The organism is Nonomuraea sp. NPDC050404 (assembly GCF_040655495.1).
Taxonomy (GTDB): Bacteria; Actinomycetota; Actinomycetes; order Streptosporangiales; family Streptosporangiaceae; genus Nonomuraea.
The window spans coordinates 177,238-191,417 of sequence record NZ_JBFAKB010000014.1 but is presented as its reverse complement, the minus strand read 5'-3'; the positions used below and the strand labels follow the sequence as shown (position 1 = coordinate 191,417).

Sequence of the window (14,180 nt, the reverse complement as noted above, 5' to 3'; positions counted from 1 at the left end):
CCGGTCCGGTCGGGTTTCGGGCTCTACATTCGCCCTACATTTTCCGCATATGCCTTCGTGTCCCTGGAAAGCGGCGTTACGCTTTCGCTGCAGATTCGCCCGGACATGATGAGAGTTCTTGATGAGTGGGGATGGCGGCGCGCCAGTGCCGCCGATTTCAAGAATGGGCGCGATCGTGACCGTGGAGCGCGTGCTCGCACGCACTCCAGCGCTCGCCGTCCTGCTTCCGATGATCGCCGCCTACGACGTCGGCTGCCTGCTGAGCCTCGACGTCGTAGCACGTAACGCCGCTGCTCCGCGCGGCCTGGCGGTACAACTCGACGCCGCGTTCTCCGGTGAGGAGAGCACGTCGCTGCATATCGCGCTGCACTACCCGGACGGCGTCGAAGTCGCCTCCGGCGATGATCGCGATTGTGCGCCGCCGTGCCTTTCCTGGTTTCCCGGAGGGGTGCGCGGAGATGCCGCGTTCACGCTTTATCAGATGCCGTTGTGGCTGTTTCCGCTGCCACCGGCCGAGGATTTTCAGCTCGTCATGGAATGGCCGTGGGCCCGCATCGCACCCACGGCCGTCACCCTGGACGGGGCCGCGATCGCGAGGGCGGCGGCCCGGTCCCCGACCTGCTGGCCGGCTTCCTGACCGGCGTCGACCAGCAGGGGGCGCGTGGTGCCCTGTCGCCCGCCGCGAAGACGGGCGACAGGGCACCACGTCGCCGGCCGGCCTTGCGCGCGTCACGGCGGCGCGGCGGTGAGGCGGCGGAGCGTCTCCCTGGAAGGGCGTCAGGGCGGGGCGGCGGGTGGAGTTCAGTTGGCCGGCCGTAATGAATGATGGGGTTAGTAGGTCTTCTGGGTTTGCACGTTGAAGTCGTCCATCTTGACCTGCTTGGCCGGGTCGGTGAGCGGGTCGGTGATCTCCAGCACGTCCAGGCCCTCGGTGATGTCGCTGGAGTAGATGTAGCCGTTGTAGTAGTAGGCCGACCACGAGCCGGCCAGGCCGCCGCTCTCGTGCGGCCCGCGCTCGAAGAAGCCGATCTCCTTCGGGTTCGCCGAGTCGGTGAAGTCCCAGACTGACACGCCGCCCTGATACCACGACTGCACCATGATGTCCTTGTCCTGCACCGGGATCAGCGAGCCGTTGTGGGCCACGCAGTTCTCCTCCTCCTGCTGCTCCCGGGGGATCTTGAAGTACCCGCGCTTCTCCAGCTTGCCGCCGACCAGGTCGTAGACGGCGTTCGCGCCTTTGGTGTCCGGGGTGTTGCGGTCGCAGGTGGCCTGGCCGCCGCCGCCCAACTCATCGCTGAAGACGATCTTCGTGCCGTCGTTGTTGAACGTCGCCGAGTGCCAGATCTGGAAGTTCTCCGTGTCGGTGAGCTGCTGCAGCACCTTCGGCTTGACCGGGTCGGAGATGTCGAGCAGCACGCCGTCGCCGAAGCAGGCGGCCGCGGCCAGCTTCTTCTCCGGGTAGGCGGTGATGTCGTGGCAGCCGGAGGCGAAGTCGGACTGCTGGCGATCCGGGAAGATGTCAGGCTTCGCCACGACCTTCGCGGACTGCGGCGACTTCGTGGGGATCTCGACGATCTGGATGAGTTCGTGCGGCGCCGGGCAGGTCGCCGAGTCCGGCTCGGGGCCGGGGGAGGAGACGTACACGTACAGCGTCTCACCATTCGGGACCATCGTGTGCGTGTGCGAGCCGCACTCGGTCTGGACCGCGCCGACGTACTCGGGGCTCTTCTTGTCGCTGACGTCGAAGATCCGCAGGCCCTCCCACTTCCGCTCGCCGTCGCCCGAGTCGCACTCCGGGCCGCCGCGCGGCTCGTCGATCGACAGGACCAGCAGGTTCCCGTAGATCGTCACGTCGTTCTGCTGCGCGGGGCAGGCCACCTGGCTGACCAGCTGGGGCTTGGCCGGGTCGCTGATGTCGTAGATCGAGAAGCCGCCGAAGTTCCCCACATAGACGTGGTCGCCCTGGAAGGCCAGGTCGGTGTTGAGGTCGTCCTCGCCGTCGAACGGGGCCGTCAGCGGCATGTTGGCGACGTGCCTGATGTTGTCGCTCTTCATCACGCCGTTCTCGGGCGGCGTGGCGGACGTGGTGGCCGGCGCGCCGCTGCTCTGCGAACTGGTGGCGGGCGCCGGCTCCGCCGACGGTCCCGCCGCGCATGCGGAGACCAGCAACAGCACCGCACACAACAACGCTCCGCGCATCTTGGCAGAGATCAACGCGCATCCCCTTTGTCTAGTAGCTCACTATGGAAGCTATGTCAGGAGGTTATGGGCCGCGTACGGTCTTCATTACGGTTATGGCGACATTGACCCTCGTTGCCTGCTCCCAGCAGCCCGCACGGCCCGTGGGGCCGAACCCCGTGGGCACGCAGGCGCCGGTCATCGTGCCGGGCCAACCGGGCTCACCGGCCCGTACGGCCACGCCGGGGGAGCGGGTGGGGCAGACGCCCTCGCCCACGGTGGCCTCCGACGTGCGTTTCGCGGAGGGCATGATCCCGCACCACCGGCAGGCCCTGGAGATGACGTCCCTGGTGGAGGCCCGTACGACCACGGCGTCCATCCGCGCCTTCGCCCGCCAGATCGCCGCCGCCCAGAACCCGGAGATCAAGGCCATGTCCGGCTGGCTGACCGAACTGGGCCGCCCCGTACCGGCCGGGCACGGGCACGAGCAGGGGGCGAGCTACGGCATGGCGACGCAGGAGGAGCTGAACGCGCTGCGCGCGGCCAGGGGAGGACCCTTCGACCGGCTGTTCCTGCAGCTCATGACCAGGCACCACGAGGGCGCGGTGAAGATGGCGGGGGAGGAGCTGGCAGGGGGGCGTGACCAGCGCATGCGGCTGCTGGCCAAGGACGTGTACTCGGGGCAGAGCATCGAGATCGCCCGCATGCGCGAGGTCCTGGAGTCACTCCCGGCCTAGACACAGGGGAAGGGGAGGCTCCATCGGGCGGAACCTCCCCCTTTGACGCAGGCGCGTGTGGCGCTAGGACTGACGCATGCGCGTGTGGTGCTAGGACGGCCAGAGCATGTTGGTCAGCTCGGCGTCCAGGTCCATGAAGTCGGTCTCCCGCCCGGCGGGCACCTTCTCGTAGGTCCGGTGGAGGAACTCCGTGAGCGGGGCCAGCGGCACTTCGAAGAGCGCCTGCCCGAACGGAGAGGTGAGGCTGATGTGGAGCGTGCGCTCGCCATCGGCGCGTGCGGGCCAGACCTGCACGTCGCCGTCGCCGACACGCCTAACGATGCCCACGGTCAGCAACTCGCGGGCGAAGATCCACTCGACCGGCTCGTCGTTCCCTACGTGGAAGGCCATGCGGATGGCGTACGGATCGTCGGCTGTGTAACTCAGTCCGGCGAGCAGGGGGACGGTAGTACGGTCGGGGACCACAAGCCGAAGGCCAAGCTCGGCGGAGACGGTGGTGCTGTTCATCGTCAGCCAAACCTTTTCGTTCGTAGGTCCCCTCTTCGGGGCTTTCACTGCTCTGACGGACTTCGTCCTGAGCTATGACGCGGAACGAAGAAACCTGTAGGAAAGATTCCGCTTCTAGGGCCTTCTGTAACGCAGATCACAGCTGGACATTTAGGCATCTACCAGGCTAAACGGCATCAATCGGGTCGTATTTGCAAGGGTTTTGCGTGCTGTGGAACCTGCCCCGGACGCGCCGTCCATGAACGTTTTTCACGGAAGATCATGGCCGACGCCTTCCGGGACACGACGATGGTATGCCACACGCCCGCCGCGCCGATGGGCAACCGCCGCGTTTCACCCGAATCCCTCTGACGAGCCACCCCCGGCCCCCTTGATCGTTCCCGTGGGCTATCGGTTCGCCGTGGCTGCACGAGTGCGGTATTGTTTTCCCCGTCGGAACCGCAAGGGACCGGCAGGGCGGGCGATTAGCTCAGCGGGAGAGCGCTTCGTTCACACCGAAGAGGTCACTGGTTCGATCCCAGTATCGCCCACCAAGGTCAAAGGCCACCTCCTGTCACGGGAGGTGGCCCTTTTGATCTTCCGAGTGACTAAGTGAGTGACTACCGGTCTCCGTGAGGCTCACCTGGAAAGATCCGATCCATGACGGTCGCACCATCCTGGATGACGGGTCTGATCTGGTGACGATAGACCTTCTCGGTGACGGCCGACCCTCCGGCGTGTCCGATCAGCCGGGCAATGTTCTCGACCGGGACGCCGTCCGCTGACAACAGCGAGACGAAGCTATGCCGCATCTCCCTGGGCGTCCAGTCAGCGGCGATCAGGCCAGCTCGGGTAACCACTCGTCGGAACTCCCGCCGTACGTTGCCCGCGCTCATCTTGCTGCCGTTGCGGGTGCCGAACACCAGACCGACGCTCAGCGCGGGCTCACGGGTCTTCAGACGATCCCAGAGGGCGATCAGGGCTTGCACGCAACGATGAGGAAGCTGGAGCGTGCGCCGCGACTTGGGAGTCTTGGTGTCTCCAGTGGAACGGACCGACCGCCAGACGTAAACGGCAAAGTCGTCATGTTCCCATCCGGCCTCGACCACCGGCCGCCACTCCTGGCGAGCTTGGTCGTAAGCGACGACGTGCGACCAGGCGAGTTCCCGTAGCTCCTCCGTACGAGCACCTGTGAGCAACGAGAGGGTCACGTACGCCCGAAGCCAAGGTTTCGCTTGCTCGGCGGCTTTGAGTACGGTCTCAGCCTGTGTGAGCGTCAGGGATTTGGAAGGTCGGCCCGGCTTGCCCTTCGGCAGCTCACAGAGCAACACGACATTCCGTTTAACCTTGTCACGAGCTTGGGCCCTGGTGATGGCCCGTTTGAGGATCGAGCGCACCTCTTGCAGTGTTCGGGTGGAGACGTGCCGCGCTCGTTCGGCGAGCCATCGATCCACGTCGTCGGCCGACAGCTCGCGGAGCTTCCGTGCTCCCAGCCGCGAGACGATGTGCTTCTCGGCAAGGATGCGCTTGGTCTCGATCGTCTGAGGATCACGGCCCGACAACCCGAAGGTCAGCCAGTCGCGAACGGCGGTGGTGACGGTGTCGTGACAACCACTGGTCGGCGTGAGCCCGTCATCGAGATCACGGATGACTTCCTTGAGTTTCGTCTTGGCCTCGGTCTTGGTGCGTCCGGCGGCCTTCTTCGTGATGCGCTTACCGGCAGGCGTGTACCCGATGGTGACTTCGGCTATCCAGCGTTGGCGGCTCTCACTCCAATACAGCCCGCCGTCTCCCCTGCTTCGTCGCTTGGTCATCAGACGGATTGCCCTTCCCGTTCGAGGAGGGCGACGTACTCGGCGATGGCGGAGGCGGGCACGCGGCGGGCACGTCCGGCCTTGACGCTGCGCAGGCGTCCGGAGCGAATCTGTTCGTACAGGTATCGACGGGACAGGCGAAGTACGACGACGGTTTCTTCGACGTCGTACAAGGCTTGCCCCGGATAAACGACAGTCTTGTCACGGGTGGTTGGCACGGTGGAACTCCGTTCGCGGTCTGAGTTTTGATCAGGCGGCGAGCGGTGTGGACGGACTCTGTTCCCGGGTGTGGTGGGCGAGTTCTTCGCGTCCTGCTCGGGTGCGTTCGCGGGCTTGTGCCGCTGCCGTGTTGGCGAGGAGTTGGTCGCCGGTGGTGTGCCAGCCGGTGCCTGCGTAGGTGAGGAAGCCGATGACGAGGGTGGTTTCCTCGGTCTTGGTGTCAAGGGCGGCTTGACGCTGGAATCGCGTTCTCTCGGGGTGTCCCTCTGCCCTTGGGGGGCCGGTGTTGAGGGCGTGTGCGCGTCTGTAGGCGACTCGTTCTTCGCGGATGGAGCCGAAAGTGATGGAGTAGCGGCGGGCTTTGGTGAGGAAGTGTCCGCCGAAGCCGAGCATGTGGGCCCACCTGCGTAATCCGGCCCATTCGGGAGTGTGGCCGAGTTTCCAGGCGGCAGCAATGAGGCGTTCGGGGTGGGTGCCGGTGGGGTTGGCGTACAGGGTGATGGTGGCGTCGGTGAGCCGCTGGGAGGTGTGGCCGGTGACTTCGGTGCCTTTGGTGGAGTACTTGGCCAGGTAGGCGGCTACGGCTTGGTCGTCGAGAGCGTCGCCGGTGGCGGACAGGGTGATGGGCCGGATCTCGTGCTGCTCACCCCAGGTGATGCGCCAACCGTCAAGCTGGGCGGGATGAGGGCCGGTGGTGTAGGCGATGGTGGTGGCGGCAAGGGTGACAGCGGTAATGATGTCGTCGGCGGTGATGCCGTCTGGGGGAGGGGCGATGGTGTCAGGCTGGTCGGGGTCGATGCCGTCGAGGCGGAGCAGGATGTGGAAGTGGACGGCTCCGCGTGCTTGGTATTCGGCGGCTTTGCCGTGGGAGAGCCGGATTTTGGGGAGGCCGCGTTGCCGGGCGCGTTGATTGAGGTGGCGTTCGGCGTGTTGTTTGGTGCGGCGCCAGAGTTCTCCGGCGTGGTGGTTCCAGACAACGTGGTGGTCGTGGTCGTAGCAGTTGGCACACAACGGCCGGCCGAGTAGCTCATCGCTGACATCGTGACGTTGCCAGCAGACCAGTGGGGTTCCGTGAGGGCAGGTCGGGTGGTCGCGGCGGGCGTGGCAGGGGGCGGGGCGGCAGGTGCAGCGGGTTTTGTCGCGGCAGGTGTGGTGGGGCACGTGGCGGGTGTGGACGGGGCCGAAGGAGGGGGCGGTGAGGGTGGCGAAGACGGCGGGGTGGGTGCGGACGCTGTCGGGGATGGTTTTGCCGCCGATGAGTCCGGCGCGGATGAGGTGGTAGGCGTCGTGTTGGTAGGTGGTGGCGCAGGCGGGGCAGACGGTGTGGCGGCGGTTGCCGCAGGCTTTGTAGAGGACGCCGTCCGGCAGGGTTGAGGTGTGCTGGCAGGCGAGGATTTCGCCGGTGTGGGTGTTGACGGTGGCCAGGTTGCCGTGCAGGCGGATCGGGTGGGTGCAGGCGGCGGCTGATACGACGTGGCGGAGCCAGTCGGGGTAGTCGGGTCGTGCGGCGCGTTCCAGGGCGGTGCGGACGTGCTGGCGGGTTTCGCAGGCGAAGGGGTCGAGCGGGTGGGGTTCGGTGTTCGCCCCCACCCTCGGGGCCGGGGAAGCGGTCCCGGGGGTGAGAGCCAGCGCCGAAGCGATGTCGAGCTGGGTGTGCATGGCTTTAGTGGTGTCCTTCCAGGGCGGGGGTGGGCAGGGTGAGGACCGGCAGGGCCGGGGGTCGCTCCTTGAGGGTGCGGTGGTCGGTGGGTCCGTGGTCCTGGCGCTCACGGCCAGAAGGGGTTACCGCAGGTTGGGGTGTGGTTTCAGGGCCGGGTTCGGGTGCGGTGACCGGTTGGGATGACGCCGGTTGGGCGGTGGGAGTGCGGGAGAGCACGAGTTTGGTGAGGGCGAGGAAGGCCAGGGCGGGGATGACCGCGATGAGCCAGCCGGTGGGGTGGGGTTGGGCGACGGCGATTTGGGCCGCGATGGACAGACCGGCTGAGGCGATGAGGACGATCATCGGGTAGGTGACGGATTGCCGGTTGCGTTTGCGTCGCCGGACTTCCACGCCGGAGGCGGTGGGGGTGAGTTCGGCGATGATGGCGTTGGCCCAGCCGAACCATTCGCCGGTTCCTTGAGGGCTGTTGGCCATGGTCCAGTCGTGGACGTGAGTGAAGGAGGCGGCTCCGGCCATAAGGCCGACCAGGAGCAGGATGACGAGCTGAATCCGCGATTCAACCTGTTCACTGCGGGAGGGGGGTTGGTGGTTCAGCTGCATGTGAACCTCCACCGGTCGTGGCAGTCGTTGCATTCGCCGAGAGAACGGGCGATGTAGTACGGCTTTTCGGTGTGGCAGGTGGAGCAGACGCGCCGGGCGCGCAGCGCCTTTTGGATGGCGGCCAGTTGCGCGGTGGTGGCGGTGCGTTTGGGTTTGGCGAGGTCTTCGCGGTAGAGGTAGGCGACGCGTCGGCCGCGACGCCAGACGATTTGCGCGGCGATGTCTTGGCCGCCGGGGCGTAGCTGCTTGGCGCGGAGTTGCCGCAGGGTGAGCAGGCCGCGTGGCGCCCATTTGTAGGGGTAGGTGGGCAGGCCGCCGTGACGGCTGCCGGTGGGGTCGTAGAACTGCAGGTAGACGCCCCTGGTCTGGGTGAGGTGGTCAAGCTGGGGAATGCGGGGGCCGGTCATCGGTTGTCACCGCCCCAGCGTTGTTGGGCGGCTTGGCGGGTGATGCCGAGGGGGCGGGCGATGTCGGTCCAGGAGTAGCCGTGCTGGGCGCGGAGCTGGATGACGGCTTGGGCGATGGCGTGGTCCAGTTCGGCGACGACGCCGGCCAGGTCGCCGAGGGCTTCGATGTCGCCTTCGGCGATGCGCTTGCTGTAGGCGCGAATGATCCGCTTGAGGAACGCGGCGTAGTCGGGGTTTTCGATCGGGCGGCTCATGGTGCGCTCCGCTTGCTGCGACGTGCGTGCAGGGCTTTGCCGAGGGCGTCGAGCTGCTTGCCGGTGGGCTTGCGCTTGGGCAGTGCGCGGTCGATGTCGTAGAGGTAGGCGACGCGTCCGCCGTTGCGCCACAGGATCTGGGCGACGGGAGTTTGGCCACCGGGCCGCAGGCCGAGGGCGGCGAGCTGGCGTCGGGTCTTGAGGTTCTTGGGTGCCCATTTCCAGGGGTAGGTGGGCAGGGCGTGTTGACTGCCGGTGGGGTCGTAGAAGACAACCCGAGTACCGGGGGTGGCGTTGAGCCGATCGAGCTGCGGTATCCGCGCAGCCGGAGCGGGGATAGAGTGCATGACGGTTCTGCTCCTTTGCTGGTTGCTGGGAGTGAACTGAGGCGGGGGCCGGGGATCTTTGGCGAGAGGTCCGGCCCCACGCCGGATCTAGTACGTGTCAGCTTCAAACTCGGCGACCGTGAGGTAGCCGGAGTCACCGACGCAGTCGGCGCATCGCCAGCTGCCGGACTGCGCGGGGTGGGCGTTGTAGCTGGCGATGCTGGCGTGGCAGCATTCGCACCCACCGAGGAAATGAACGCCGTTGCTGAGGTGATCGACGGCGGTGTAGCTCTCTCGGATGCCGACCTTGGCGGCGACGTAGTCGAGGATCGTGATGGCCATGGTCAGTCCCAGCTTGAATCGAGCGGGGTGATGGGGTCGCCGCAGCAGGCACAGTGCCAGCCGTCGGTGGCGAGGTAGGCAGAGCAGCACCCGTTGCACAGGAAGAATTCGGCGGTGCCGTGATTGTTGATGCCGAGAGTGAAGTCTGGGGAGGCGCAGTTCGGGCAGGCCAGAGCCCAGGAGATCACGTTCATGGCAAGGACGGTGGCGCAGGCGGGGCAGTAGCAGCGCCCATTTTCGCGTCTGCCGACGATCCAGCCGGATGGTGTCGCGTTCAGGACGCGGATGGTGTTGGGGCAGTGGTTGTCGCACTGGACCGTCCAGTTGCGGAGGTCGGGACTGCCGTTGGGGTGGTATGCCTTGTGAATCACAGCGGTCTCCAGTGGGGATTGTCGTAGGCGGAAGCTGGGACGGTCATCTCGGTCAAGCTGCTCAGGACCGCGCAGGAGCCGGTGTCGTTCTTGAGCCAGAACATGGGCATCTGCCAGGCAGTGGGGCGGCTGAGCTTGTCGTACCAGCGGATGTGTTCGACGATCAGCGGGCTTTCCAGCCACGCGATACGGGGGTCAGTGTCATCGATCATGGACGTACACCTCCCGGCACCAGGTGCATTCCAGGGCGCTTTCGCGGCCTCGGTCGGTGGTGATGGTGATCTCGATGAAGGTGTCATTACTGCACTCGATGCAGCGCAGGGCCAGCGCCTCCGGATCGGGGGGTGACTGGTCGGGCCAGGGCACCTCACTGAGGGCCGGGACCGTGTCGGGGTCGTGGGACATGGTGGTTCTCCGTTCACGCGGCCAGCGGTACGGGCTGGGCGTCGCCGGTACGGCGGGCCCAGGTGACGTAGTCGACGAGCTGGTGGATCTGCTCGTCGCTGAGGTAGGCGGCTTTGGCCAGGCGTGGGATGCCGCCTTCGGCGATGAGGTAGAAGACGCCGGGGGTGGCCGGGCTGATGGTCTGGGCGTTGAATCCGGCTGAAGCCCAGCCGTGACCGAGAATGATGTCGGAGCTGTTGGGGGTGGTGCAGCGGAAGGCTGCCCGGTAACCGAACAGGTCGCGCAGTGAGGTGGGAATGATGTCCACGCTGGGCCGCTGGGTGGCGGCGATGACCGGCATGGCGCAGGCGCGGCCTCGTGCAACCAAGTCACGAATCAGCGTGACGAACTCTTTCTGCTGTTCGGGAGTGCCGATGGTGGTGGTGTAGTAGCCGAGTTCGTCGATGAAGACACCGATGGTTTTGATGTGATCGGTCGGCAGGAACTTGCGGCGGCCGTGGGTCACGAGCCAGGAGTAGCGTCGGTCCATCACTTTTTGCAGGCGTCGCAGGACGCGCAGGCCCTTGTCGATGTCGGGGCCGACGAAGACGCCGCCGGTTGCTTCGGCGGCTTCCATCCACATCCCCAGCTCGACCCATTTGGGGTCGAACAGGACCGGGGTGAAGTCGTGGCACAGGAAGGCGTGCCCGACGAGGTTTTGGATCAATACGGATTTGCCGCCGCCGGGTTCTCCGGCGTCGAGCAGGTTGTGGTAGACCAGGTCGAGATAGACGGGGTTGCCGAATTCATCGATCCCGATGAACACCGGGTCGAACATGGACATGGTCGGCGCTACCGGGATCGTGACCGGGAGATCGGGAAGAGCCGCGTGCATGGCAGCGTCACCTCTGGGAATGTCTCCGAGAACGAATGCGAAGGGTGCTACCGGGAGGCGAACAGGGTTCTCCCGGTAGCGGACGACAGGTCAGACCCAGTCGAGGTCCGGGTTGTCCTGCACGGCCATGACGGGAGTGCCGCCTACGGCCGGGGGTCGAGCGTTCTTCTTGGTCGGACGCTCGGTGGGTGTGGTGTCGTCGGTGTCCGGCACGTCAGCGAAATCGAGCTGAGCCGGAACGGCAGCAACCGGCCGGGGAAGGGCCGGGGCCTCGGACGGCGGGAGGTCCTCGATCAGAGGAGAGCCGACCAGGCCGTCGAGTACCTGACGGCGTTTGATGTCGAGGCAGATGGCAGCGGCGTTGGAGGTGCGGGCCCTGGTCACCGAGACCGAGGCGGCCCAGCAGGCTACGGCGACCTTGTCGAGCCGAGCCTCGATGTGTTCCTGGGACAGGCCGGGACGCAGCCAGACCCAGACGCGTTCCCCGACAGGGGTCGGGAGGGCGAAGCCGATGAACGGCAGATGACCGTGCCGGTCGGTGGGCAGGAAGGTCATGAAGCAGGTCCGCAGGCGGTGCCGGACGATGAGGCACCAGGCCAGTGCCAGCGTGTAGCGGCGTACGGCCGGGATGAGGCCGATGGGGGCGATGATGCTGGCGTAGATGAGACCGGTGAGAATCGGGCCGAGATGGTGTTGCAGGAACATCCAGCCGCCGATCGTGAGCATGACGAAGGCGATTTCCGGCAGCCACCACCAGATGGCGCGCAGGACGGGCCAGATGGCGATGATGCTGGCGACAGCACAGCCGATGAGAGTGCCGGCGGCCAGAGCGAACGGCACGACCAGGATCGGGTGCAGGTACTGGGTGGAGACCACAGCCGTGACCAGGCCCGAGACGGCCAGCACGACGTAGAAGGTGATCTTTGCGGTGCGTAGGTAGCTGTACTGGACGTTTGCCTGGATGACGGTCACGGCCTTGCCGCGACCACGACTGTTCCCTCTGTTGTGCTGGTGCATCCCGAAGGTAGTCTTGGACATGACTCTCTCCTCGTGGCGAGGTTGAGGGGTTAAAAGGGCGGGACCGTAGGCCGGGAAAGCGAACGGTCCCGCTCGTATGTGCAGGGGAAGGCTGAAAGAAGCCTTCGGAGAAGACTCTGTCGGCGCCTACAGGGCGTCACGTTCGAAGCTGAAGTGCAGGACGACGAAGCTCGTAATTCCGAGCGCCTCCGTGATGCGAACACCGATGATTTCCTTGTAGAGAGCGTGCCGACTATCGCCTTCGAACACGTCTACAGTCCCGATGTCGGTAATTTTGCGACCTTCGTCAGTTTCGATGCTCAGGACGTAGGTGTAGCGGATGAGGGGACGCGTTGTGGTGGTCATTGCAGTCTCCGATCTGGGCGGATGCTGACTGCTGGTCCCGGAACGGGACCAGGCTGAATGATGAGAGCGCTGGTCCCGAAACCTCGGGACATCATCTGAAGCGGTGGCAGACGTTTCTAATTGACGACGACCGTGGACTGGTGTCCGTGGGCACAGGTTCCGTAGAACGGTCCGGGTGCCTCGTTGCCGAACCCCACGACGGGTTCGGAGCACTGGTGACACAGGTACGCCATCGTGTAGGTGGCGTTCACGTTCGTCCGGCAGATGGAGAACTTAGTCGTCTGTGACATGACGACACTCCTGTCTGAACTCGGGATCGTAGGGTTGTGGAGAAAAGCCGTGCCGTGAACACGTACTGTGGTTTGGGTTTGCTCGTTTGGAACTGAGAAACGCGGTCTACTTGCTGACCGGAGCACCAGCGGACTTGATGTCAGCCGCGCGGAAGGCTACGCCGTTACGACCGTTGGTCGCCCAAGGCAGTGCCTCCAGCTTGAACAGGGCGACTTGAGAACCAACTGTCACCGTGGGCCTTTCGCCAGCCGTAGTAACGTTGATCATCTCGCCGCCTGTCTCGTCCAGCGCCATGACCTGCGTGACCCACATCGGTCGGCCGGTCTCCCGCTCGGACTTCTGACGCCCGTTCTGGTCGGTCTTCTCGACCGCTTCCTTTGTCACCATGAACGACTTGCCGGTGACTTCGATGAAGAGCTTCACAGAGCTCACCTCCGGGTTGAGGGCCGCACCCTTGTAGTGCGAACTCCCTGTGAGCTTCATGGAACTGACATGGACAACATCGCGACAGCGGACAAAACCCAACGCAACTTAACAAAACGCGTTAACCCCATGCGAACGGCACGTTTATGCGGCATCCTGGATTCACCAGAACGTTGACACCGATGGTCGGGCAACTGTGAGGCGCAATGAGTGCTCCGAACTTGCTCAAGCAGGCCCGTAAGCGGCATGGCTGGTCCCAGGAGCAGGCCATCGTTCGCTTCGAGCAGATCGGTTGCAGGCTGAAGATCGACGTTCCATCACGATCCAGCTTGCGCACTCTCTTCTCCATGTTCGAGAATGATCGTCGCGACGTCCCCGAAGCATACCGACAGATATTCTGTGAGCTTTACAGGGCATCCGCGAAAGAAATCGGACTGGAAGCCAAAACCGGAATCATCGTGGCCGCCTTGCCAACCCTCCCGCAGTCGTCGCCAGATGCACCTTCGCCTGAGGTGATCGCCTACCTGTCGAACGTGCTCGCGGAACACAGCCGCGCCGATGCCCTTCTAGGTCCTCTCTACTTGGTGCCAGCCGTACAGGCTCAACTTCCACTGATAGATCGGCTTGTACATTCAGCTCGTGGAAGCGACCGTCGCCGGATGCTTCAAGTCGCTACTCAATTCGCCGAATTCTGTGGTTGGCTCTATCAAGACTCAGGCGACCCTGAATGCGCTATGCATTGGACCAATCAGGCACTCGACTACGCCCAAGAGCTAGCCGACCCGCAAGTCGTGGCCTACACCCTTATGCGAAAGAGCAACATCGCCACCGAGGCCGGACGTCCTGGTCAAGGTCTAGGACTAGCCAATGCCGCACTCAACACAACATCCAATCTCACGCCTCGACTCCGTGCCGTCTCTCTTCGGCAACTCGCTAATGCGCATGCCCTTCTCGGTGAACCACGCGAATTTGAAACCGCTGTAGACCATGCCATCCAGCAGGCCACTGAAGGTCTAACTCAACTCTCAACGGACAAAGCGCGTTACTGCACACCGTCTTACGTTGAGATGGAAGCGGGAATGTCTTGGGTGCTTCTCGGCAACCCAGGCGCTGCCATTTCTGCCTTCAACAACAGCCTCGCGCAATGGCCCGACGCCGCCCAGACTCGCGACAAGGGCCTCTGTCTTGCCCGGCTAGCCACAGCAGCCGCAGTGCAAGGCGAGATCGAGCAGGCCATCCAGGCTGGAACGCAAGCCCTGACCATCGCCCAGAGAACGGGTTCAGCCCGAATCCGAGCACAGCTCGGAGCCCTCCACGCTCGTCTAGCACCTGTCGCTGAACTGCCTTCCGTGCGAGACTTGACGAGGCTCTTAGCCCAGTGCACACGTGACATCGCATAGCGCCACACAC

At 64.8% G+C, this 14,180-nt stretch carries 21 protein-coding genes and 1 tRNA gene; 4 read left to right on the top strand and 18 right to left on the bottom strand.

What is annotated here, in order from left to right:
• The first annotated feature begins 163 nt into the window (after positions 1-163).
• Positions 164-637, top strand: a complete 474-nt coding sequence (locus AB0I81_RS35050; protein ID WP_360665700.1) for a hypothetical protein — start codon at positions 164-166, stop codon at positions 635-637.
• 194 nt (positions 638-831) lie between these two features.
• Here the strand turns inward: AB0I81_RS35050 and AB0I81_RS35045 are convergent, their stop codons facing one another.
• Positions 832-2,214 (bottom strand): hypothetical protein, encoded by a 1,383-nt coding sequence (locus tag AB0I81_RS35045; RefSeq protein WP_360665697.1) that lies wholly within the window; start codon positions 2,212-2,214, stop codon positions 832-834.
• Positions 2,215-2,294: 80 nt separating this feature from the next.
• Between AB0I81_RS35045 and AB0I81_RS35040 the strand changes: the two genes are divergently transcribed.
• The gene (locus AB0I81_RS35040) at positions 2,295-2,915 is read left to right on the top strand and encodes a DUF305 domain-containing protein (protein WP_360665694.1); all 621 of its coding nucleotides are present in this window, start codon (positions 2,295-2,297) and stop codon (positions 2,913-2,915) included.
• A 90-nt stretch (positions 2,916-3,005) separates the two neighbouring features.
• Here the strand turns inward: AB0I81_RS35040 and AB0I81_RS35035 are convergent, their stop codons facing one another.
• Positions 3,006-3,422: an SsgA family sporulation/cell division regulator gene (locus AB0I81_RS35035; protein ID WP_020547189.1), complete on the bottom strand. Its 417-nt coding sequence runs from the start codon at positions 3,420-3,422 to the stop codon at positions 3,006-3,008.
• A 458-nt stretch (positions 3,423-3,880) separates the two neighbouring features.
• Between AB0I81_RS35035 and AB0I81_RS35030 the strand changes: the two genes are divergently transcribed.
• Positions 3,881-3,955 (top strand) — tRNA-Val (locus tag AB0I81_RS35030).
• 66 nt (positions 3,956-4,021) lie between these two features.
• Here AB0I81_RS35030 and AB0I81_RS35025 read toward each other — a convergent pair.
• The 16 genes from AB0I81_RS35025 to AB0I81_RS34950 all read right to left on the bottom strand — a co-directional run bounded on the left by AB0I81_RS35025 (position 4,022) and on the right by AB0I81_RS34950 (position 12,770).
• Entirely contained in the window at positions 4,022-5,215 is a 1,194-nt protein-coding gene (locus tag AB0I81_RS35025) for a tyrosine-type recombinase/integrase (RefSeq protein WP_360665691.1), read from the bottom strand.
• Entirely contained in the window at positions 5,215-5,433 is a 219-nt protein-coding gene (locus AB0I81_RS35020; RefSeq protein ID WP_360665688.1) for a helix-turn-helix domain-containing protein, read from the bottom strand. Before AB0I81_RS35020 ends, AB0I81_RS35025 begins: the two co-directional genes overlap by 1 nt.
• A gap of 31 nt (positions 5,434-5,464) precedes the next feature.
• Positions 5,465-7,093: a replication initiator gene (locus AB0I81_RS35015; protein WP_360665685.1), complete on the bottom strand. Its 1,629-nt coding sequence runs from the start codon at positions 7,091-7,093 to the stop codon at positions 5,465-5,467.
• Between the two features lie 4 nt (positions 7,094-7,097).
• Positions 7,098-7,694, bottom strand: a complete 597-nt coding sequence (locus tag AB0I81_RS35010) for a hypothetical protein (protein ID WP_360665682.1) — start codon at positions 7,692-7,694, stop codon at positions 7,098-7,100.
• On the bottom strand, positions 7,685-8,101 hold the full coding sequence (locus tag AB0I81_RS35005) for an RRQRL motif-containing zinc-binding protein (RefSeq protein WP_360665679.1): 417 nt from the start codon (positions 8,099-8,101) through the stop codon (positions 7,685-7,687). Before AB0I81_RS35005 ends, AB0I81_RS35010 begins: the two co-directional genes overlap by 10 nt.
• The gene (locus AB0I81_RS35000; RefSeq protein WP_360665676.1) at positions 8,098-8,355 is read right to left on the bottom strand and encodes a hypothetical protein; all 258 of its coding nucleotides are present in this window, start codon (positions 8,353-8,355) and stop codon (positions 8,098-8,100) included. The genes AB0I81_RS35005 and AB0I81_RS35000 overlap by 4 nt, the downstream gene beginning before the upstream one ends.
• Positions 8,352-8,702 carry an RRQRL motif-containing zinc-binding protein gene (locus tag AB0I81_RS34995; RefSeq protein WP_360665673.1) on the bottom strand — a complete coding sequence of 117 codons (351 nt, stop codon included), beginning with the start codon at positions 8,700-8,702 and terminating at the stop codon, positions 8,352-8,354. Before AB0I81_RS34995 ends, AB0I81_RS35000 begins: the two co-directional genes overlap by 4 nt.
• Before the next feature lie 87 nt (positions 8,703-8,789).
• On the bottom strand, positions 8,790-9,023 hold the full coding sequence (locus AB0I81_RS34990; RefSeq protein ID WP_360665670.1) for a hypothetical protein: 234 nt from the start codon (positions 9,021-9,023) through the stop codon (positions 8,790-8,792).
• A gap of 2 nt (positions 9,024-9,025) precedes the next feature.
• Complete coding sequence (locus AB0I81_RS34985) at positions 9,026-9,394, bottom strand: hypothetical protein (protein WP_360665667.1); 369 nt, start codon at positions 9,392-9,394, stop codon at positions 9,026-9,028.
• Positions 9,391-9,606 (bottom strand): hypothetical protein, encoded by a 216-nt coding sequence (locus AB0I81_RS34980; RefSeq protein WP_360665664.1) that lies wholly within the window; start codon positions 9,604-9,606, stop codon positions 9,391-9,393. The genes AB0I81_RS34985 and AB0I81_RS34980 overlap by 4 nt, the downstream gene beginning before the upstream one ends.
• Positions 9,596-9,799, bottom strand: coding sequence for a hypothetical protein (locus tag AB0I81_RS34975; RefSeq protein ID WP_360665661.1), 204 nt, complete (start codon positions 9,797-9,799; stop codon positions 9,596-9,598). Before AB0I81_RS34975 ends, AB0I81_RS34980 begins: the two co-directional genes overlap by 11 nt.
• A 13-nt stretch (positions 9,800-9,812) precedes the next feature.
• Positions 9,813-10,673, bottom strand: coding sequence for an FtsK/SpoIIIE domain-containing protein (locus tag AB0I81_RS34970; protein WP_360665658.1), 861 nt, complete (start codon positions 10,671-10,673; stop codon positions 9,813-9,815).
• 90 nt (positions 10,674-10,763) lie between these two features.
• Entirely contained in the window at positions 10,764-11,711 is a 948-nt protein-coding gene (locus tag AB0I81_RS34965) for a hypothetical protein (RefSeq protein ID WP_360665655.1), read from the bottom strand.
• A 126-nt stretch (positions 11,712-11,837) separates the two neighbouring features.
• Positions 11,838-12,056, bottom strand: a complete 219-nt coding sequence (locus AB0I81_RS34960; protein ID WP_360665652.1) for a hypothetical protein — start codon at positions 12,054-12,056, stop codon at positions 11,838-11,840.
• 116 nt (positions 12,057-12,172) lie between these two features.
• Positions 12,173-12,346, bottom strand: coding sequence for a hypothetical protein (locus AB0I81_RS34955; protein WP_360665649.1), 174 nt, complete (start codon positions 12,344-12,346; stop codon positions 12,173-12,175).
• A 106-nt stretch (positions 12,347-12,452) separates the two neighbouring features.
• Complete coding sequence (locus AB0I81_RS34950) at positions 12,453-12,770, bottom strand: hypothetical protein (RefSeq protein WP_360665646.1); 318 nt, start codon at positions 12,768-12,770, stop codon at positions 12,453-12,455.
• Positions 12,771-12,976: 206 nt separating this feature from the next.
• Between AB0I81_RS34950 and AB0I81_RS34945 the strand changes: the two genes are divergently transcribed.
• A complete protein-coding gene (locus AB0I81_RS34945; RefSeq protein WP_360665644.1) occupies positions 12,977-14,170 on the top strand; it encodes a hypothetical protein in 1,194 nt (397 codons plus the stop codon).
• The last annotated feature ends 10 nt before the right edge of the window (positions 14,171-14,180 follow it).